Below are 20,779 nucleotides of genomic sequence, written 5' to 3'. Positions count from 1 at the left end.
TATGTGCGGCATTGTCGGCATCATCGGAACGGAGCCCGTCGCCCCGGTTATTCTCGAAGCGCTGAAGCGGCTCGAGTATCGCGGCTATGACAGCGCCGGTATCGCAACCCTTTCGCATGGCGAAATCGAACGCCGGCGTGCCGAAGGCAAGCTGTTCAATCTCGAAAAGGCGCTCGAGGCCTCACCGCTCGACGGCACGATCGGCATCGGTCATACACGCTGGGCAACGCACGGCGCGCCGACCGAGCGGAATGCGCATCCGCATGCAACGGACCGTGTGGCGATCGTTCACAACGGCATTATCGAAAATTTCCGGGAACTCAGAGAGCGGCTCACCGCCGACGGCGCGGTCTTTTCGACCGAGACCGATAGCGAAGTCATCGCTCATCTGGTGACGTACTATCTCGACAAGGGGTTTTCTCCCCGCGAAGCAGCAGCCAGGGCGATCGGCGAACTTGAAGGCGCATTTGCGCTCGGGATCATCTTCCGCGGTGAAGACGAACTCATGATCGGTGCCAGGCGTGGCAGCCCCCTCGCGGTCGGTTATGGCGAGAACGCAATGTATCTCGGTTCGGACGCTTTCGCGCTCGCGCCGATGACGAACCGCGTCACATTCCTCGAAGAGGGAGACAGGGTCGAGATCACACGTAGCGGTGCCACGATCCACGACGCGGAAGGGCAGGTTGTGAAGCGTCCGGTGAAGATCACGGATGTTTCCGCGGCGCTTGTCGACAAGGGCAATCACCGTCACTTCATGGCGAAGGAAATCTTCGAGCAGCCGGAGGTGATTGGCCACACGCTTTCGGAATATATCGATCCGCTCAAGGACAGCCTGCGGGAAATTGCCCTGCCGGCAGATCTCGCTTCCGTTCCCCGCGTGACAATCATAGCCTGCGGTACAGCCTATTACGCGGGGCTCGTCGCCAAATACTGGTTCGAGAAATATGCCCGCGTCTCCGTGGAGGTCGATATCGCCTCCGAGTTCCGCTATCGCGAGGCCGCGATGCCGGAGGGTGGACTTGCCATCTTCATCTCTCAATCCGGAGAGACGGCGGATACGCTTGCCGCGCTTCACTATTGCCGTTCGCAGGGACAGACAATCCTGTCGATCGTGAATGTGACCGAGTCCTCCATTGCGCGGGCATCCGACGCCATCTTGCCGACCTTCGCCGGACCGGAGATCGGTGTCGCATCGACAAAGGCATTCACCTGCCAGCTCACGACGCTCGCCGTCCTTGCCGTCCGGATGGGTCTCGCGCGCGGCGTCATCACCGCATCGGATGAGGCGCGCCTCGTGCGCACCTTGATGGAAGTTCCGCGCCATGTTGCAGAGGCGCTGAACCAGGACCACGCCATTCAGGCGCTGAGCGCGGAGATCGCCAAGGCGCGCGACGTGCTCTATCTCGGCCGTGGCCACAATTACCCGATCGCGCTCGAGGGGGCGCTCAAGCTCAAGGAAATCTCCTACATCCATGCCGAAGGTTACGCGGCAGGCGAGCTGAAGCACGGTCCCATTGCGCTCATCGACGAGGAAGTTCCGGTGGTCGTGATTTCCCCGGTCGACAATCTCTTCGAGAAGACCATTTCCAACATGCAGGAAGTGATCGCCCGAGGCGGCCACGTTGTGCTCATCGCCGATAGCGAGGGCATCGCGCGTGCGGGGTCCGGGCTCTGGGCTACAATTGAAGTACCTGCTGTCGATCCGCTCATCGCGCCCATCGTCAACGCCATTCCCGTGCAGCTTCTCGCCTATCACACGGCGGTCTCGAAAGGCACAGACGTCGACCAGCCGCGGAACCTCGCCAAGTCGGTGACCGTCGAATAGTTGCGATTCGCGGCATTTCCTCCGTCGAGCGGCGCGGACTTGATCCTCTAAGTTCATGAATCGTCTATACAAATCCGCCTCCGGATATGGTCGTCCGACGCGCGTGATAAAATTCATGAAGATTCACCGCTGTCGCCTTTCGAGGAGGGCCGGTCGATGCTGCAACTATCCGGACTACAGGGTTTTGGACGAGCCGGACGCTGGTGGGCTGTCTTCGGTGCGCTTTTGCTCGCGATCGTCGGCGGGTTGCCTGCATCGTCAACGGCCGTTCGAGCGGGCAGCAGCGCCGAGGCGGAGGCGGCCGCACTCATGCAGGCCGGCACCGATGCCCTTGAGCGCGGCGTTTACAACCGGGCCGCAGCGGAGTTCTCGAACGCGCTCGATAGTGGCGGCCTGACGGCCGAGGGCAGGGCGCTTGCCTATCACCACCGTGCCGTTGCACTGCAGAAGACCGGCCAGCAGGATGCCGCCATATCCGACTACACGAAGGCCATCGGCAGTGCCGCGCTGCCGGACAAGGTTCTGCCCAAGGCCTACTACAACCGGGGCATTGCTCTTGCCGATGTCGGACAGGAAGCCGCGGCCGAGAAGGATTACCTCGAAGCGGTCAGGCTCGCGCCGGAATACGCCGCCGCCTATCACAACCTCGCCAATCTCGAGCGCCGGCGCGGTGACTACGTCTCCGCTATCGGGCACTACACTGCCGCCATCGACAACATGAAAGGCCGGGATCGGAAGCTGCCGCTCTTTGGTCGGGCGCTATCCTTCGAGCAGAGCGGCCAGCTGGCGCTCGCGGCGAATGACCTGCGGCAGGCACTGGATATCGATCCAGAGTTCGAGCTTGCAGCAACGAAGCTCAACGCGATCTCGCCCATGCTCGCGGTTAGCGATGACGGATCAACAGAGACCGCCCCCAATCCGCAGGTCGTTCCCGCTGCGCTTACCCCGTTCCAGACGGCGGCATCCGGACATGAGCGCGGGCAGATCATCCGCGTGGCAAGTATCGGCGGCTGGCGGACGACGGCGACCCGGTTCCCGCCACCGAAAGAGACATCTGCTGCAGTGGCTGAGGTCCCGCCGGCCGGCGAACTGACCACGGGATCGCTTCGGGAGAGCGAACCGGCTGCGGGGCGGAAACCAGTCCAGCTTGCGGCAGTTTCACCTGCGGCGGCTGGCCTGCCCGAGGCTCGCTACCGTGTTCAACTTGGAGCTTTCCGCGAAGCTGCCCTTGCGAGCCGGGCCTGGGAGGAAATGGCGGGCGATGCCGCACCGGTCATCGGCGGCTCGTCTTATGCCATTCTGAAAGCAGATCTTGGTGAGCGGGGGGTTTTCTACAGGCTCAGGGCTGGCGGATTTGAGCGTATGGACGATGCCAAATCGGCATGCCGCGCGCTTGAAGCGCGCAAGATCGCCTGCTTTGTTGTCGAGGACGACGTCTAGCCTGTAGCGGTCTTGTTTCCTGCGTTACAGCCCGTAGCGGCGCTCTCGTGCCGGGGGAGTATGACTTCCACTACGGTGCCCAGTCCCACTTTGCTTGCGATACGCAGTCTTCCGCCGTGCGCTTCCGTCAAGCGCTTTACGATTGCAAGGCCAAGCCCCGTTCCGGAATTTTCAGAGGAATAGGGATTGAAACGGGTCTGATAGGTTCCCGCCTGACGGAAGGGCTCCGTCACACTGACCAACTCTTTTTTTGGAATACCGCAACCTTTGTCGATCACCCGAAGAGAGATTTCTCCATGTTTGACCGGGGATATCTTGATGCGGATGCTCCCGCCTTCCGGTGAGCTTTTTATCGCATTGTTGATCAAGTTGGTGAGGATCTGGGTTAGGCGCACCTCGTCGCCCAGCACGATGCTGGGGCCGCATCTATCTACGACATCGACCGATATCCGTTGGCGGACGGCCTGGGGGGTCATCAGCGTCAAAGACTTGTCGGCGAGGTTTGCCAAATCGACGGGACGGAGGTCGAGCGTCAGCGTTCCAGCATTGGCGCGCGTGATGTCCAGAATATCGGAAATAAGCGAAAGCAAATGCTGGCCGCTGGTGAAAATGTCATTTCCATATTCGGCGTATTTTCTATGTCCGACCGGACCGAAAGCCTGGTTCCGGATCAGATCCGAAAAACCGATTACCGCGTTGAGTGGTGTCCGCAACTCGTGGCTCATGACCGCCAGGAAATCTGCCTTGGCCTTATTGGCCTCAACCGCGATTTCCAATGCCTTCACCAAATTGTCCTGACTGTGTTCGAGGTCCCTCGACCGCAGGAGGAGTTCGTCGTTCAACTGCTCCACTACGGCGGCCTGCGCGTAGGCGCGCTTCAGCGCCATGACGATGAGCCCGGCAAGGACAAGGAAGATGGCGGCCATCCACGGCGCCGTTTGTTTGAGAAAGCTCTGTCCGGGGACCGGTGTTCGCCACGCGAGGTGGACGACGGCTTGGTCCCTGTCGTCGAGCAGCGGCAGCGAGTCGTATCCGTCGCCCGCTTTGCCGGTCTGGAGCCGCAAGTCAGGGAGCAGATAGGAAGCACCCAAGTCCGCAACGCTCTCTTCGTCAAGCGCGCGAAGAAAGATCAATACGCATCGTGTGAAAGACCCGACGATCTGCGGTTTTGGTTTCTCCGGCGTAATGACCGAGGCTGAAGCGATGAATGCTTCGCCGTCGATGGACACGAAAGACGATGCCGCCTGCGGATCGTCCCATGATGTTGCCCGTGCAAGGGCAGCAAGTCGGAGAAGGGCGGGCGGCGGCGAGAAAAAGGAAGGGTCCGACGAGACGGTCCCGTCCTTCATCGTATAAACCGTGTCGTTGGTGGGTCCAAGCACAAGCGTCCGGGACATACTTAGCGCGTCAGAAGCGTATTCGCCGACGTTGTCGTTTGCCCAATCGGCGTCGAAGCTTTCGGTGAGATTGGCTACCGCGGCATCCCAGAATCCATAGTCACGGGTGATGAACGCGACATCCGCAACCGCCTTGGAGATGGCGGTTTCCGCAAGGCTGCGTGCCTGATCGCGGGCGAAACGGTCCAGCTCGAGTGATCCTGCAAAAAGAAGACTGAGCATTGCCAGGCAGAAGATCGCGAGAACAGCGACAAGGGGCCAGATCGACTTTTGTCTCGTTTTCCCGCCCGAAGCTTCGTCCCGGCTCGGCAAGGCCTCCGTGGCCGGGGCGGCAACGGTCTTCAGAGACGCTGGTGTGACGTTGGTCGGCAGCCGCATAGCCTTTACCCGATGCAGTACCCAAGAAGCTAAGCCTGAGAGCGGCTATCAATGTGTTAAGACCGCCCATGCTGTGTGTTCATGCTTCAAATATCTATACGCTCCGCCCTCAAATCCGGGACGTTGACGCAGCGTAGAACTGGCAGAAATCCGCCGGAAAATCCGGTTGTTGTGGCCGGCCCCTCATGCTCGGTAAACTCCTGAAAAACAACGACCGGAACGAATGGAAGGGGAGACGTATGGCCCAACAGATGGTGGGATTGACCGGCTTTGGCGGATACATCCCGCGCCTCAGGCTGCAGCGTAAATCAATCGTTCAGGCAAACGCCTGGGTAGCGCCTAACTTCCTTGGCAAAGGGAAGGGCGAGCGCTCCATGGCGAACTGGGACGAGGACTCGGTGACAATGGCTGTCGAGGCCGCCCGCGACCTGCTCGGTCCTGACGACGACCGGAGCCATGTGGATGCGCTCTATTTCGGCTCCACGACGATGCCTTTCAAAGATCGTTTGAACAGCGGCATCATTTCGGCGGCGCTTACCCTCGATGAACGCGTCCGTGCCGTCGATGTCGCCTCAACGCAGCGTGCCGGCACATCGGCCCTGATGCAGGCATTTTCTGCGGTCAAGGGCGGAGAGGTGAAGAACGCTCTGGTCCTTGCCTCGGACCACCGCAAGACCAAAGCGGTGACGGCACAGGAACTCGACTTCGGCGACGGCGCAGCGGCTCTTTCTGTCGGTACGGAGAACATCATCGCTGCCTATCTGGGCGGCGCCAGCCTCACGCTCGACTTTGTCGATCATTTCCGGGGCGATACGGAAGAGTTCGACTACAACTGGGAAGAACGCTGGATTCGGGACGAGGGCTTCGCGAAAATCGTACCGCGGGCAGTGAAGGCAGCGCTTGAGAACTCCTCTGTAAGCGGCGAAGAAATCAAACATTTCGTTCTTCCGTGTGCGTTCGGCGACAAGTTCGTGCAACAACTCGCAAAACGGTCGGGGATCGCCCCGGAAGCCGCCCGCGACACGCTGGCCGCGAATTGCGGCGAGACCGGCGTTGCACATTCTCTCGTCATGCTCATCCATACGCTGCAGACGGAAGCCAAGCCGGGCGACAAGGTGCTCTTGCTTCACTTCGGTGGTGGCTGCGATGCGCTCGTTTTCGAGGTAACGGACAAGCTCTCCAGCCAGGCGAGCAAGCGGGGCATTACCGGCTCGCTGCGGAACCGGGTGGAGGAGACGAACTACATGAAGTTCCTCACCTTCAACGGCCTGATCGAGTGGGAAAGGGGCATGCGCGCCGAGCAGGACAAGAAGACCGCGCTCACCACGCTCTACCGGAACGAGGACATGCTCATGGGTCTCGTTGGCGGTCGCTGCACCGAGACGGGCGTTGTCCAGTTCCCGCGCTCGCGCATCTCTGTCAATCCGAACAAGCACACGGTCGATACACAGGAGCCGTACAAGTTCGCCGAGAAGAAGGCGAAGATCCTGTCATGGTCGGCGGACTTCCTCTCGTTCAGCATGAATCCACCGAACCACTACGGCATGGTCGTTTTTGACGAAGGTGGCCGGATCATGATGGATTTTACCGATGTCGAGGTCGGTACAGTCGATTCCGGTATGGAAGTGAAGCTCGTTTTCCGGATCAAGGAAATCGACGAGAAGCGCGGATTCCGCCGTTATTTCTGGAAGGCGGTGCCGGTAGCTGCGAGCGAAACAAAATCACAAACGGGCCAGGCGGCCGAATAGGGAGAACGAACATGGCGGCAGGTATCAAGGACAAGGTCGCGATCCTCGGCATGGGTTGCTCCAAGTTCGGCGAGCGCTGGGACGCGGGCCCCGAAGAATTGATGGTGGAAGCCTATCTCGAGGCCATGCAGGACGCGGGCATTGAACCGACGCAGATCGATGCAGCGTGGTTTTCCACGCATATCGATGAAATCGGCACGGGCAAGGGTGGCACGCCACTGTCTCTCGCGCTTCGTCTGCCGAATATCGCGGTGACCCGCGTCGAGAACTTCTGCGCCGGCGGCTCGGAAGCGCTGCGTGGCGCGGTCTATGCGGTCGCCTCCGGGGCGGCCGATATCGCGCTTGCTCTCGGTGTCGAGAAGCTCAAGGACACTGGCTATGGCGGTCTGCCGGTCGGCAATATGGGCACTCTGATCCCGCAATGGGCCCCGTCCGGTTCCGCGCCAGGCAACTTTGCCCAGCTCGCTTCCGCCTACCGGGCCAAGCATGGCGTCAGCAAGGAAGATCTGAAGCGGGCCATCGCGCATGTCTCGGTCAAGAGCCACGCGAATGGCGCCAAGAACCCAAAGGCGCATCTTCGCAACGCGGTGACCGAAGAGCAGGTCATGGGCGCGCCGATGATCGCAGAGCCGCTCGGTCTGTTCGATTGCTGCGGCGTATCGGACGGTGCGGCGGCGGCTATCGTGACGACTCCCGAAATAGCCAAGGCTCTCGGCAAGAAGGACATCGTGACCGTGAAGGCCATGCAGCTTTCGGTTTCGAACGGTCTCGAATCCCAGCACAACAGCTGGGATGGAAGCTACTTCCACACCGCCCGGATCGCTGCCAAGAAGGCCTACAAGGAGGCCGGCATCGACAACCCGCGCGAGCAGGTCAGCATGATGGAAGTGCATGACTGTTTCTCAATCACCGAACTGGTGACCATGGAGGACCTCTTCATCTCGCCCGAAGGCGGGGCGGTGAAAGACGTCATGGACGGCTTCTACGATTCCGACGGCAAGGTTCCCTGTCAGATCGATGGCGGGCTCAAGTGCTTCGGTCATCCGATCGGCGCTTCGGGCCTCCGCATGGCCTATGAGATGTATCTCCAGATTCAAGGCAGGGCGGGTGAGCGCCAGCTTGCGAACCCCAGGATAGGCCTGACGCATAACCTCGGCGGTGCTCCGGCGTCGAACGTCTGCTCGGTCACCATCGTCGGGGCCTATGGCGCCTGACCGGCTATTGCTCGAAAACGCCATGAAGAAGGCCGGAGCTCGCTCCCGGCCTTTTTTATGCCTTTGTTCTCCCTAACATCCTGCTCCCGAAGGCGGACGACCGCCCGATTCCGCCATCTGATCTTATCCTCCAAGGGGCTGGAGCCCGTCTCGCCAATTGCTCTTCAATTCACCCGTTTTCCTCTTTGGCTTCCTGCCGCTGACGGCCCTGTTGTGCTTCGCCATCCGGGCGCGGCTCGGCCGCGAGGCGAGCCTGGGATTCCTCGTCCTCGCTTCGCTCTTCTTTTACGGCTGGTGGAATCCCGTTTATCTGCCGTTGCTGATCGGACTTGCCGTTTTCAACTTCCTGACGGCACAGGCGATCCTTGTCGAACGGCTGAAACCCCGGGGAGGGTGGGCGACACCGCTGACTGCCTTCGGTGTCACGGTCGATCTAGCTTCCCTAGGCTACTTCAAATACACGGACTTCCTGATCGGAACGTCGAATACCATTCTTGAAACCGACATACCGCTGCAGCACATCGTCCTGCCGCTCGCGATCTCCTTCTTCACCTTCCAGAAGATCGCCTATCTGGTGGATGCCCGGCGCGGCGATGTGGAGCCGCACTCCTTCCTCGAATACTGCTTCTTCGTGATGTTCTTCCCGCAGCTCATTGCGGGTCCGATCGTTCATCACAAGGAAATCTTCTCTCAGACAAAGCTCCAGCGCGGCTTCGCCTTCGATCGTGCGAACGTGATGATCGGCCTCACGATCTTCCTTGCCGGACTCTTCAAGAAGGTCGTGCTGGCGGACAACGTCGCACTCGTTGCTGCGCCGGTATTTGCGCGGGCCGCAAACGGTGCGGAGATCGGATTTTTCGATGCGTGGGAGGGCATGCTCGCCTATACCTTCCAGCTCTATTTCGACTTCTCCGGTTATTCGGACATGGCGATCGGGGCGGCTCGTATCTTCGGCATAAAGCTGCCGCTCAATTTTCACTCGCCATATCAGGCACTGAACATCAGCGACTTCTGGCGCCGATGGCACATGACACTGTCTCGTTTCCTGCGCGACTATCTCTACATCTCGCTCGGTGGTAACCGGCGCGGCAAGGTCCGGCGCTATCTGAACCTCTTTATAACCATGGCTCTTGGCGGGTTGTGGCACGGGCCGGCCTGGACGTTCATGTTATGGGGTGCCGCGCACGGGCTGATGCTGATCGTCAACCACGGGTGGAACGCGCTGCCGATCCGGCGGATCAACACCTGGTGGTCCCGCGGTTTTGCCCGCACCCTGACCTTTCTCTGCGTTGCGCTTGCATGGGTGTTGTTCCGCGCCGCCGATCTCGACACGGCGACGGCGATCTATCGAGGTCTTGTTGCCGTGCCGGACATCTCCGAAGCCGGCAGGATGATGGAGGATATGGGCTGGCTTCTGTTCTGGATGGGTATCCTCTGGTTCTGGCCCAACACGCAGCAATGGCTTGCGATGGTGCGGCCAGCTTTCAACTACAAATGGGCCGACCGGCGCGGAGATCCGCTGCTCCTGCCCGTGGATCATACGCGTTACATGCGGCTCTTTCTCTGGCGTCCAAGCAAGCCTGTGGCCGTTGCGATGGGCCTTGCGGCGGCGGCTTCGCTCCTCAGCCTTCAGCGCATCAGCGAATTCCTCTATTTCCAGTTCTGACCCATGACGATGAGCAAATACGCACCCGCCTATCTTGCGACGCTGACCGCTGCGGTGGTTGCCGTTGCGTTGGCTGTCTTCATCGCCAATGCGGTTGTCGATCCGCTTTGGTACTTCGGCGGCAACAAGGTCGGGACCGTGAACTATGCCTTCAACGAAAGGTTGAGCAAGACAAACCTCTTTCTCTCGAAGAAAGATCGGTACGACTGCGTCATCTTCGGCGACAGCCGCGTGACGCTTCTGCCGGAAAACAAGATCGAAGGATACAAGTGCTTCAACTTCGCATTCTCCGCCGGCAAGGCAGCTGAGGCCGTTGCTTATGCCCGGTACCTGCGCGCCAACGGATTTCATCCGAAACTCGTTATCATGGGCGTTCCGGGCGCCGCCTTCCGGGAGCGAATTGGTGGGACAGATATCCCCCAATTCATCCGGGAAGAAGAAGCACCAAAGCCGCCTTACCTTGCCTATCTCTCTATCGATGCGCTTTCGATGTCGCTGCAGACATTGTTCGGCAAATCGCCACTCGATCGCGTTTATGACCGGGAGTTCATATGCCACGTTGCGCCGGGCGCGCCCCCATACGATCCCGCAAAGCCCATTCGTGACCTCTTTGCAGGCCGGTTTGTTGCGAAGGATCGCGTTTCTTTCTACGACGAGATGCGCGCAATCTTTCCCGAAGCGGTTCTGGCTGGCTACGTTCCGCCGATCTCTGCATGGGCGATCAACGCTTACGGGGAGAAGGGCTGGCTCGATGAATATGTCAAGGTACTTCACCTCGCGTCGACGAAGTTCGATCGCTTCGTGGATTACGGCGTTCCCTCAGCCATGACGATCGACAGATCGAATACCTATGACGGCACACACTATTCCGAGGCAGCGAACACGATCATCGCCGGGAACCTGCTGAGCGGCGGCTCAGACGGCGCTCTCGACCTGAAAGAGATGGATGCGGCGCAGGTTCGCGGCGCCTATGCGCGCCGGCTGGCTTTCTATGAAGCCCGGCTCGAAAGTGCCTCAGGACGATAAAGGGAGACGAACGGAGCACTCAGTGGCAGTTGGTGCGACTACCACGAAGATCTGGTCTATCGAGGATCCTGTCAGGGAGACGGGGAAGACACCGCGGTGAACGGCGATAAAATCCTTTGCCTTTATTGGCAAGTTCGTCGTCGATAAAATCGGGTGGCACGTTTCGATGACGCTGTTGAATTCCCTCTGCCTGATCTCGGTGCCTTCCGGGGTCAGGTTTTCGCCGAGCATCTTTCCTGTGTAATCGACGCCGAACAGCTCAGTGCATCCCGTACCGGCAAGACGATAACGGAATTCACGCTTGTCGTGGAACCGCAGCGTTTCGAGCACCAGCAACCACGGCAATATGCTTGCAATATCGGCGGGATTAATTTGGCTGCGGAGCGGCGGGTTTCCCGCGCCGGCCCGGCTATTCCAGTAGCCCTGGAAACAGCGAACCGGATGGCGCTCCGGGATGCCGGTAATATCGATCTCGCGGTAGGACAAGGCCGCTTCCCAAATACGCGTCGATGAGCGCGGCACGCTGCTCGCAAGCGGTGCAGGCGACGACGACCAGGCGATCTTCGCAAGCTCCATCGACGAACGCCGCAACGGAACAATCCGGACCTTCTGTGTCCGGGTGCGGGAAAGTGTGCCGCCTAAGGCTTACCAAATGATCACCGCACCAAACAAGAACCCGCATTTTACCAAAGGCCAGCGCGAAGCTCGCTCCAGAGGGGCGCGCTCAGGCTTTGGCCTCCTCGTCGAGCGCGCGGCGGTACCCTGAATAGTTGGGCTGGTCGATCGAAAGCTTGGTAAGCGTGGTGCGCCAAAGGTGGTCCTTAAGCCCCGGCGTATCGAGACCGACGTCCCCCGTTTCGATCCGCCGGCAAAGCTCACGGTTGAGGTCCTCCAGCGTTCCCTCCATCCCAAGCAATGCCTTGAGACGCGCCATTTCATTCGCATTGGCCGCGGGCGCAACTTCCAGCTCCCGCTTTACGATGTCGAGAGCGTTTGCGGCAACCCGCGCATGAAATGCGGCATGGCCCTGCAACTGCGGCATGGCGTGGTTGCGGATAAAATCCGCAACAGCTCCGACGAGTTCACTGGCCGTCGGCTGGTCCTGCATTCTTCACCCCCTCAGGCAAGTGGCGCCAGCAAGCGCAACAAATCGATTTCCGTCTCGGAAGAGCGCCGTCCGATGGTTGCGCGCTCGACCGAGCGATCCGCCCCGGTCTTGAAAGCCGTCACCATGATCGTGCACATAATTCCCCATTTCAGCGTCCCCAGGACTTCCCAGAACTTGACGCGATCGGGATCGACCCTGCCGCCGCCCGCGGCTTCGTAACCTTCGAACATGTCTTCTCTCGTGCCAAAGCCGCCGACGGGCTGGTCGATATTGCCGAAGCGCCAAGAGTTCACGCATATCCAACCGAGATCTTCCATCGGGTCGCCGACATGGGCGATTTCCCAATCGAGAACTGCACGAACACCGTCCGGACCTATCATCAGGTTGCCGTTCCGGAAGTCGCCGTGGACGAGCGTGTGGGCGGTGCCCGGTGGTGGCGTGTTGTCCGCCAGCCAGCGCAGGGCCAGTTCAAACACCGGATGCGGATGACCGTGTGCCTTGTAGATATTCCGGTATTGCGCGATTTCGGACTCTGCAGGGGAGATGCGAAGAGGCGGCAGGGTCGCGCGGTCGACGCTGTGGAGTTTCGCCAGAATTTCACCGCACTGGCGCGCAAGTTTCGGCCGGGCATCGGCGAATTCTTCGTCGCGCAGAATTTTGCGCGCGATGGTCTCACCTGCGATCCGGTTCATGATGAAACCGTCGCCGACATCATCCTCTTTCGCGAGCACATAACGCACGGTTGGAACCGGCACACCGGCGGCGCCGGCAAGTTCGATCAGCTTTGCCTCCGTGGCGAGACCGACGGCCGTTTCACTCGGAGGGCGGGCACCACCCGGCGCGCGTCGCAAGATCAGCTGGACAGGGTCGCCAGCCGTTGTCGCATCGAAGGACCAGGTTTCCTGGCTGGCACCGCCGGAGAGACGCTTCAGGCCACTTATCCCCGTTGCACCCTTGATATGAGTTTTCACAACCTTGGCGAGAGGCGCCTCGATCGGGTTGCTCCCTTCGGCCATGTCAGTGTCCCGCTCCAACAGGGCGGCCATCCACGATCTGGTCGAGATATTCGGAGAGCCCGTAGCCCGTCATGCCGTTGCACCGGTATTCGGTCATTCCTTCGGTGATGCGGGTATTGAGTTCTGCGCCATCGGGAGATTTGCGCCGGTTGCGAAGCGGAATGAGCGAGAGAACCCGGCCTTCGACGTCGTAGGTTGCGCCGCTTTCCGTTTCGACGTGAGCGCGAAGGGCAGTCTGGTACCAGTTCTCATCCCAGTCGCTGTCGATGGTGCATGACTTTATGAGGTCGTACTTACCGTCCTTCAGAACCATGCCGCCCTGGCGCTGTTTGCCCTCGTCGTTCGTGACGATGGAAATCATCATGCCGAAATCGCGCCCGAAGTTCATCGGCAGCCAGCGGTACCAGTGGATCGCCTGCCAATAGCGGGGGCCCCAGCTCTTGTCACGAAGGCCGAAGCCGCGAATGTCAAAACATTCTTCACCTACCTTGAAGCGTCCCTTTGCGGCCATGTGCTGCTCGTAATGCGCCTTGGCGAAGGACTTCTCCGGATCGAGGTCCAGGGGTGAACCGTCTTCCTTCACGGTCTCGCCGCCGAACATTGGCGAGACGCCTTCGTAGTCGAGTTCCACCTCGCATGGAACGACCGGGTTCTCCTTGAAGGCCTTGGCGGGGTCCGCCATGTCGAGGGGATTGGAGAGAACGACGACCTTGCCGGAAAAGGTCAGGCGCAGACGTTTGAACGGCTCGACCACCTCGATCTCCATACCGCCGGCGTTCATCTCCTCGTTGCCGGAGATTTTCGGCTTCGCATAAGCGAATGCGATGCGTCCACCCGGCAGGTACAGGCAGACGGACATTTCCGCGTAGCCTTCGTTCGGCCGGTTGCCGAGGCGGAACCAGCCGCCGATCTTCGTCTGCGGGTCGAACGCGTTGAAATACATGCTCTCGTTATAGTTCGAGGCGGCGTCCGGCGTATGGGTGTATTCATCCTCCGGCAGAAGCCGGATCATCGTTCCGGGCTGGGCGGTGGCCATGCCATTCTCTCCCTGGGGTCTGTTCCGGCGGGCTTCCGATCGTCCCGCGGCGATTTCTGTCCGTCCATGATGAAACGCATGCGCCTGACAGGGAAGCCCTGCAATGATATGAAGGATAAGGGCGAGCTGGAGGCCAGCGCGCCCCGGCGTCAACACGGCGCCGAACGGGACCTGGCGGGAGGATGCTGCAGACCGAATGAGCGATCAGGACAGCGAAAACGCCGGCCGGCCGGATGAGCCGACTTTGATTCTGCCGCCACGGCATGTCGGCTTCATGACGAGGCTCAGAAACTACTTCTTCACCGGGCTTGTCGTTGCCGCGCCCATCGGCCTCACGATCTGGATCGTGCGCTGGTTCATCGACCTCGTCGATACCTGGTTCACGCCGTTGATCCCGAGCCAGTATCAGCCCGACAATTATTTGCCGTTCGACCTTCCGGGCCTCGGCCTTCTGATCGCCTTCGTTCTGCTCACGCTGCTCGGCGCGCTGACGGCGAATTTTTTCGGGCGGGCGGTACTCACATTCGGCGAGCGTGTCGTTTCGCGGATGCCGGTCGTGCGAAGCATTTACGGTGCGCTGAAGCAGATTTTCGAGACGGTGATTTCGCAATCCGCCGCGTCGTTCCGCGAAGTGGGGCTGATTGAGTATCCGCGGAAGGGTATCTACTGCATCGTCTTCATCACGACACAAACGAAGGGAGAGCTTGTCCACAAAACGGGGACAGAGCTTATCAGCGTTTTCCTTCCGACGACGCCGAACCCGACATCGGGCTTTCTCCTTTTTGTGCCCAAGCAAGACGTGCAGGTTCTCGACATGACGATAGAGGAGGGGGCGAAACTCATTATCTCCGCAGGGCTCGTGGAGCCGCCGCACAGAATGAAGGACGCCGTCGAGACGGTGGTACCGGTTTCCAATCCCGCTTCAACCTGACCGGAGATAGCGGATCGCCTCATCGCGTTCGAAGAGATAAAGCAGGATGCGCAGTGCCTTGCCGCGTTCGCTTTCGAGGTCCGGATCGCGCTCGATGATCATGCGCGCGTCGTCATGCGCGGCGGCGAGCAGGTCTTTCTGTTCCTCGATATCGGCAATGCGGAAGTTGGGCAGGCCGCTCTGGCGCGTGCCGAGTAGCTCGCCCGCACCGCGCAAGCGCAGGTCTTCTTCCGCGATCCTGAAGCCATCCTCCGTCTCGCGCATGATCTTGATGCGAGCGGCAGCCGTCTCCCCGAGTGGCGCCTGATAGAGAAGAAGACAGCTCGATTTGTCTCCGCCACGGCCGACGCGACCCCGAAGCTGATGAAGCTGGGCCAGGCCGAAACGCTCCGCGTGCTCAATTACCATGACGGTCGCGCCGGGCACGTTGACACCAACTTCGATAACGGTTGTCGCGACAAGAATCCTGATTTCGCCGCTCTCGAAACGTGCCATAACGGCGTCCTTGTCCACGGGCTTCATACGCCCGTGGACGAGACCGACGATATTGCCGAAAACGGCGTGCAGATGTTCATAGCGCTGCTCGGCGGCGGCGGCATCCACTTCGTCGGACTCCTCGACAAGCGGACAAACCCAATAGACCTGCGCGTTCCCTGCGATCGCTCTGTTGAGGCTCGATACCACATCCTCCAGCCTTTCAAGCGGCAAGGCGCGTGTATCGACCGGCTTCCTTCCCGGTGGCTTTTCGTCAAGTCTCGACACATCCATGTCGCCATAGGCGGTGAGGGTGAGCGTGCGCGGAATGGGGGTGGCGGTCATGACGAGCACATCCGTTCCCGGTCCGCCCTTCGATGTGAGCATGAGCCGCTGATGTACGCCGAAGCGATGCTGCTCGTCGACGACGGCGAAGGCGAGCGCGCGGAATGCGACGTCTTCCTGGAACAGGGCGTGCGTACCGACGAGAATATCTACCTCGCCGCTTGCGGCGGCGCCGAGAAGGTCCTCCCGGCGCTTGCCTTTCTCGCGGCCCGTCAGCAGTTCGATGCGGACGCCCGCCACCTCGCAAAGCGGCGCGAGCGTCGCATAATGCTGGCGCGCGAGGATCTCGGTCGGCGCCATCATGGCCGCCTGGAAGCCCGCCTCGACCGCCGTCAGCATTGCAAGCAACGCAACGACTGTCTTCCCGCTGCCGACATCGCCTTGAAGAAGACGCAGCATGCGATGCTGACTTTTCATATCGGCGTCGATTTCGGCAAGAGACCTTGCCTGCGCGCCCGTGAGCGCAAAGGGCAGGGCGGCTTCGACCTTCCAGCGAAGATGGCCATCCCCTTCGATTGAACGGCCCGGCAGCCGGCGCATGCGCAAGCGGACCAATCCGAGAGCGAGTTGGTTGGCCAGCAATTCGTCGTAGGCGAGGCGAGCGCGTGCGGGAGCGGAAGGCTCCACGTCGCGCGCGGATTGCGGCGCATGGGCATCGAGAAGCGAGGGCCGCCAAGGGCCCCAACGCTGCGCCTTGAGCCAGGGGCCGTTCTGCCATTCGGGCAGGTCCGGGACGAGGGGCAGGGCGCCACGCACCGCCTTCTGGATCGACTTGAGGGGCAGGCCGGCTGTCAGCGGGTAGACGGACTCAAGAAGCGGCAGATCCTTGAGCTCATCCAGGGGCACGATGTGGTCCGGATGCGTCATCTGAGGCGAGCCCTGATAGAACTCGACCCGTCCGGAGAGGATACGCCGTTCACCCTCGGGCATTGTTTTGGCTATGTAGTCGGGCCGGGGATTGAAGAAGACGATCTGCATCTCGCCCGTCTCGTCAAAGACGTGGACCCGGTAGGGAAGCCGTTTGGTACGGGGCGGTATATGCAGCCCCACCGTGACCTCGATGGTGGCGACTTCTCCATCCCGGACTTCGGCGATTTTTGGCCGGGACCGCCGGTCGATAAGGCCCGAAGGCAGGTGCCACAGGAGATCGATCACCTTCGTCCCGGCGAGCTTTTCGACCAGCTTTTCGAGGCGCGGGCCTATGCCCGGCAGCGAGCGCGCCGGGGCAAAAAGCGGAAAAAGGATTTCAGGCCGCATCGCAGCCCCGACCATCAAGGGGAATCATGAGGCCATTCTAATGACATGTGGGCGCTCACGGTCTATATCCCGCCCATGCGCATTGGAGAGATATATGGCCGAAGATAACAGCCCGCTCGACCGGGACGCGCGCCTGAGGCGGCTCCGGTTCCGCGCCTGGCATCGGGGCATCAAGGAAATGGACCTGATCCTGGGCCACTTCGCGGACGAAACCCTGGATTCCCTGTCCGATTCCGAGGTCGATGAGTTCGAGAGCCTGATCGGCATCGAGGACACGACGCTTTACAACTGGGTCACCGGGCGCGAAAACGTGGCCCCCGAACACGATACGGCGCTTTTCGCCCGTATCCGGACATTCAAGCACATGAAGGGACCGCTCTGGCAGAGATAGCCAGGCCGCCAACTCGTTGAAGAAGCTTGCGGAGATCGTATCGGCGCCGGGCCGTCTCACTCTGGGCGAGGTGCCTGAGGGTTTTGACGCGCTGGCGCTCGCCGACATGGCGCGGCAGGTCCATGCCGATTCCGGCGGCGCGGTCGTCCATGTCGCGCGCGACGATGCGCGCATGAGCGCGCTTCTCGAGGCATTTGCCTTTTTTGCCCCGGACCTGGACATCGAAGCGATTCCGGCCTGGGACTGCCTGCCTTATGACCGCGTGTCGCCGCAGGGCGACATCAGTGCCCGGCGTATGGCCGCGTTGTCGCGGCTTGCGGCGCGCGCCGAAACGGACAACGCCAGGCCGCTCGTGGTGGTGGCGACCGTCAACGCGATGCTGCAAAGGGTCCCGCCCCGCGAGATGGTGAAGGTCTCCGCCTGGTCGGCCCGTACCGGAAACCGCATAGACCTCGACGGGCTCACCGCTTATCTCGCCGCAAACGGTTACAACCGTACGGGAACCGTACGCGAGCCTGGCGAGTTCGCCGTACGCGGCGGCATCGTCGATATCTATCCGTCGGGCTTCGATCTCCCCGTTCGCCTCGACATGTTCGGCGACACGCTGGATGCGATCCGGACTTTCGACGCGGCGACGCAGCGGACCGTCGGCCAGCTCAAAGGCATCGAACTTGTTCCTGCAAGCGAAATTCACCTCGAGAGCGAGACGATCCGCCGCTTCCGCGCGGCATATGTTTCGCGGCTCGGTGCGGTGACCGACGGCGATCCGCTATACGAGGCAGTAAGCCAGGGCCGCAAGCATGCGGGCATGGAGCATTGGCTGCCGCTCTTTCACGAAAAGCTCGAAACTGTTTTTGACTATGTACCCGGCGCGCTTCTCACGCTCGATGCTCAGGTAGAGGAGGCAAGGGATGCCCGTCTTGAACTGATCGACGATTACTACGAGGCGCGAGCGGAAGCACGAAAGACGGCGCGTGACGCAAAGCTCGCGACGGATGCGCCGAGTTACAAGCCGCTGCCACCCGAAGCGCTCTACCTGACGAGCGATGAATGGAAGACGCTGACGGACGAACGGCGCGTGCGCGCTCTTTCCCCGTTCAGCGTGCCTGAAGGTGCAGGCATCAATCTCGGCGGCCGGCAGGGCCGGAGCTTTGCGCCAGAACGCTCCCAGGAAGGCGTGAACATCTTCGAGGTTCTCGGCGGCCATATAGCGGGCCTTCGGAAGTCGGGGAAGCGTGTCGTCATTGCGAGTTGGAGCGAGGGGTCGCGCGACCGGCTTCAGCAAGTTCTCGGCGATCACGGTATCGGAAATGTTCTCATTGCCGATAACTGGAAAGATGTTAACGCCGTTAACAAACACGTTGTTTCACTGATTGTTCTCGGTATCGAGACGGGGTTTGAGACAGACGAGATTGCCGTCATCGGCGAACAGGATGTCCTCGGCGACAGACTCATCCGTCAACGGCGGAAGAAGCGCGCGGAAAACTTCCTCACCGAAGCGACAAGCCTGAGCCCCGGCGATCTCGTCGTTCATGTCGATCACGGCATTGGCCGCTTCGAGCGCCTGCAGACAATCGACGTCATGGGCGCGCCGCATGACTGCTTGCTGCTGGTCTATCACGGTGGAGACAAGCTCTACCTGCCGGTCGAGAACATCGAACTCCTGTCGCGCTATGGCGCCGACGAGAGCGATGCACAGCTCGACAGGCTCGGCGGCACAGGGTGGCAGGCGCGCAAGGCACGCCTGAAGGAGCGCATCCGCGAGATGGCGGGTGAACTCATCCGCATCGCGGCCGCGCGCGAGCTCAAGAGCGCACCGAAGATCGAGCCGCAGCCGGGCTCCTACGACGAGTTCTGCGCGCGTTTTCCGTTCACGGAAACGGACGATCAGCTTCAGGCCATCGAAGCGGTGCTCGAAGACCTTGCGCGCGGACGTCCGATGGACCGGCTTGTTTGCGGCGATGTCGGCTTTGGCAAGACGGAAGTTGCGCTTCGTTCGGCATTCGTCGCCGCCATGGCTGGCTATCAGGTGGCGGTTATCGTGCCGACCACGCTTCTTGCCCGCCAGCACTACCGAACCTTCGCCACGCGTTTTCAGGGTCTTCCCGTCAAGGTCCGCCAGATGTCACGCCTCGTCTCCGCGAAGGATATGGCGGAAGCGAAAGAAGGGCTTGCAAGTGGCGATATCGATATCGTGATCGGAACACACGCGCTTCTCGGAAAGCAGGTGAAGTTCCGCAATCTCGGTCTCGTCATCGTCGACGAGGAGCAGCACTTCGGCGTCGTTCACAAAGAACAATTGAAGAAGCTGCGGGCCGAAGTTCATGTGCTGACCCTGACCGCAACGCCGATCCCGCGCACATTGCAACTCGCGCTTTCGGGCGTGCGTGAACTCTCGATCATCGCCACACCGCCGGTAGACCGGTTGGCCGTGCGCACCTATGTCTCGCCTTTCGATTCCGTAGTCGTGCGCGAGGCCTTGCTGCGCGAGCATTATCGCGGCGGACAAAGCTTCTATGTCGTACCGCGCATCGCCGATCTCGGTGACGCGGAGGAGTTCCTTCGCCAATACGTGCCGGAAATCAAGTTCATCTCCGCGCACGGACAGATGGCGGCAGGCGAGATCGAAGACAAGATGACCGCCTTCTATGACGGCAAATACGACGTCCTCGTCTCGACGACGATCGTGGAGTCCGGGCTCGATATTCCGACAGCAAATACGCTTGTCGTTCATCGCGCCGACATGTTCGGCCTGTCGCAGCTTTATCAGTTGCGCGGGCGAGTGGGGCGTTCCAAGGCGCGTGCCTATGCCTATCTGACCGTCCCGCCGCACCGGACCTTGACGCCCGGCGCCGAAAGACGGCTACGTGTGCTGCAATCTCTCGACTCGCTCGGCGCGGGTTTCTCGCTTGCCAGCCACGATCTCGACATTCGCGGCGCGGGCAATCTGCTCGGCGACGAGCAATCGGGTCATATCCGTGAAGTCGGTTACGAGCTCTATCAGGAGATGCTCGAAGAAGCCGTTGCCTCCATGCGCGGCACCGGCGAGGAAGAGGACGGCCACTGGTCGCCACAGATCAATGTGGGCACGCCCGTTCTCATTCCCGACAATTATGTCCCCGACCTCGATGCCCGCATGGCGCTCTACCGGCGTCTGTCCGACGTCGAGACGAGAGCCGAAATCGACGGCTTTGCCGCGGAGCTCATCGATCGCTTCGGCAAGCTCCCTGAGGAGGTCGAGTTCCTGCTGAAGATTGTCGAAATCAAGGGGCTGTGCCGCTCGGCCAACGTCGAGAAGATCGAGGCAGGCCCCAAGGGCATCGTGCTGACACTGCGCGACAACACCTTCCCTAATCCAGCGGCTCTTGTCGAACTCATCAACGACGAGCGTGGCAAAGCGAAACTCCGCCCGGACCACAAGCTCGTCTTCAAGCGCGATTGGGAAACGCCCGCGGAACGTCTCACGGGCGCATACCGGCTCATGAGCACACTCGCGAAGCTCGCCGGTCAGACGAAGGCAGCGTAAG

At 60.8% G+C, this 20,779-nt stretch carries 15 protein-coding genes; 9 read left to right on the top strand and 6 right to left on the bottom strand.

Translation table 11 applies throughout. The features are described from left to right. Position 1 precedes the first annotated feature (1 nt). Both glmS and ACKUUH_RS06675 read left to right on the top strand, forming a co-directional pair. Positions 2-1,825 (top strand): glutamine--fructose-6-phosphate transaminase (isomerizing), encoded by a 1,824-nt coding sequence (gene glmS, locus ACKUUH_RS06680; RefSeq protein WP_407949107.1) that lies wholly within the window; start codon positions 2-4, stop codon positions 1,823-1,825. A 156-nt stretch (positions 1,826-1,981) separates the two neighbouring features. Further along, entirely contained in the window at positions 1,982-3,265 is a 1,284-nt protein-coding gene (locus ACKUUH_RS06675; protein WP_407949106.1) for an SPOR domain-containing protein, read from the top strand. On the opposite strand, the gene ACKUUH_RS06670 is transcribed toward ACKUUH_RS06675, so the two are convergent. Next, positions 3,262-5,040 carry an ATP-binding protein gene (locus tag ACKUUH_RS06670; protein ID WP_407949105.1) on the bottom strand — a complete coding sequence of 593 codons (1,779 nt, stop codon included), beginning with the start codon at positions 5,038-5,040 and terminating at the stop codon, positions 3,262-3,264. The two genes, ACKUUH_RS06675 and ACKUUH_RS06670, sit on opposite strands and share 4 nt — an antisense overlap. 239 nt (positions 5,041-5,279) lie before the next feature. Here ACKUUH_RS06670 and ACKUUH_RS06665 point away from each other — a divergent pair, with 239 nt between their 5' ends. From ACKUUH_RS06665 to ACKUUH_RS06650, 4 genes are all read left to right on the top strand, one after another. Beyond that, on the top strand, positions 5,280-6,788 hold the full coding sequence (locus ACKUUH_RS06665; RefSeq protein ID WP_407949104.1) for a hydroxymethylglutaryl-CoA synthase family protein: 1,509 nt from the start codon (positions 5,280-5,282) through the stop codon (positions 6,786-6,788). A gap of 11 nt (positions 6,789-6,799) precedes the next feature. Continuing rightward, positions 6,800-8,002, top strand: a complete 1,203-nt coding sequence (locus tag ACKUUH_RS06660; RefSeq protein ID WP_407949103.1) for an acetyl-CoA acetyltransferase — start codon at positions 6,800-6,802, stop codon at positions 8,000-8,002. 157 nt (positions 8,003-8,159) lie between these two features. Continuing rightward, positions 8,160-9,668, top strand: coding sequence for an MBOAT family O-acyltransferase (locus ACKUUH_RS06655; RefSeq protein WP_407949102.1), 1,509 nt, complete (start codon positions 8,160-8,162; stop codon positions 9,666-9,668). A 3-nt stretch (positions 9,669-9,671) separates the two neighbouring features. After that, the gene (locus ACKUUH_RS06650; RefSeq protein WP_407949101.1) at positions 9,672-10,694 is read left to right on the top strand and encodes a hypothetical protein; all 1,023 of its coding nucleotides are present in this window, start codon (positions 9,672-9,674) and stop codon (positions 10,692-10,694) included. On the opposite strand, the gene ACKUUH_RS06645 is transcribed toward ACKUUH_RS06650, so the two are convergent. The 4 genes from ACKUUH_RS06645 to ACKUUH_RS06630 all read right to left on the bottom strand — a co-directional run bounded on the left by ACKUUH_RS06645 (position 10,683) and on the right by ACKUUH_RS06630 (position 13,854). Then, positions 10,683-11,270: a PAS domain-containing protein gene (locus ACKUUH_RS06645; protein ID WP_407949100.1), complete on the bottom strand. Its 588-nt coding sequence runs from the start codon at positions 11,268-11,270 to the stop codon at positions 10,683-10,685. The genes ACKUUH_RS06650 and ACKUUH_RS06645 overlap by 12 nt on opposite strands. Before the next feature lie 148 nt (positions 11,271-11,418). After that, complete coding sequence (locus ACKUUH_RS06640; protein ID WP_407949099.1) at positions 11,419-11,802, bottom strand: DUF6285 domain-containing protein; 384 nt, start codon at positions 11,800-11,802, stop codon at positions 11,419-11,421. A gap of 11 nt (positions 11,803-11,813) precedes the next feature. Next, the gene (locus tag ACKUUH_RS06635; RefSeq protein ID WP_407949098.1) at positions 11,814-12,818 is read right to left on the bottom strand and encodes a phosphotransferase family protein; all 1,005 of its coding nucleotides are present in this window, start codon (positions 12,816-12,818) and stop codon (positions 11,814-11,816) included. 1 nt (position 12,819) lies between these two features. After that, on the bottom strand, positions 12,820-13,854 hold the full coding sequence (locus ACKUUH_RS06630) for a hypothetical protein (RefSeq protein ID WP_407949097.1): 1,035 nt from the start codon (positions 13,852-13,854) through the stop codon (positions 12,820-12,822). Positions 13,855-14,050: 196 nt separating this feature from the next. On the opposite strand from ACKUUH_RS06630, the gene ACKUUH_RS06625 reads away from it, so the two are divergent. Then, complete coding sequence (locus ACKUUH_RS06625; RefSeq protein ID WP_407949096.1) at positions 14,051-14,785, top strand: DUF502 domain-containing protein; 735 nt, start codon at positions 14,051-14,053, stop codon at positions 14,783-14,785. Here ACKUUH_RS06625 and recG read toward each other — a convergent pair. Continuing rightward, positions 14,777-16,861 (bottom strand): ATP-dependent DNA helicase RecG, encoded by a 2,085-nt coding sequence (gene recG / locus ACKUUH_RS06620; protein WP_407949095.1) that lies wholly within the window; start codon positions 16,859-16,861, stop codon positions 14,777-14,779. The two genes, ACKUUH_RS06625 and recG, sit on opposite strands and share 9 nt — an antisense overlap. 94 nt (positions 16,862-16,955) lie before the next feature. Here recG and ACKUUH_RS06615 point away from each other — a divergent pair, with 94 nt between their 5' ends. Together ACKUUH_RS06615 and mfd are read left to right on the top strand one after the other, a co-directional pair. Beyond that, a complete protein-coding gene (locus ACKUUH_RS06615; RefSeq protein WP_407949094.1) occupies positions 16,956-17,252 on the top strand; it encodes a succinate dehydrogenase assembly factor 2 in 297 nt (98 codons plus the stop codon). Positions 17,253-17,268: 16 nt separating this feature from the next. Beyond that, a complete protein-coding gene (mfd, locus tag ACKUUH_RS06610) occupies positions 17,269-20,778 on the top strand; it encodes a transcription-repair coupling factor (RefSeq protein ID WP_407949093.1) in 3,510 nt (1,169 codons plus the stop codon). The last annotated feature ends 1 nt before the right edge of the window (position 20,779 follow it).

The sequence above is a fragment of the Parvibaculum sp. genome (assembly GCF_045863935.1).
Taxonomy (GTDB): domain Bacteria; phylum Pseudomonadota; class Alphaproteobacteria; order Parvibaculales; family Parvibaculaceae; genus Parvibaculum.
The sequence above is the reverse complement of the archived record's forward strand: the minus strand, read 5'-3'. Positions and strand labels throughout refer to the sequence as shown.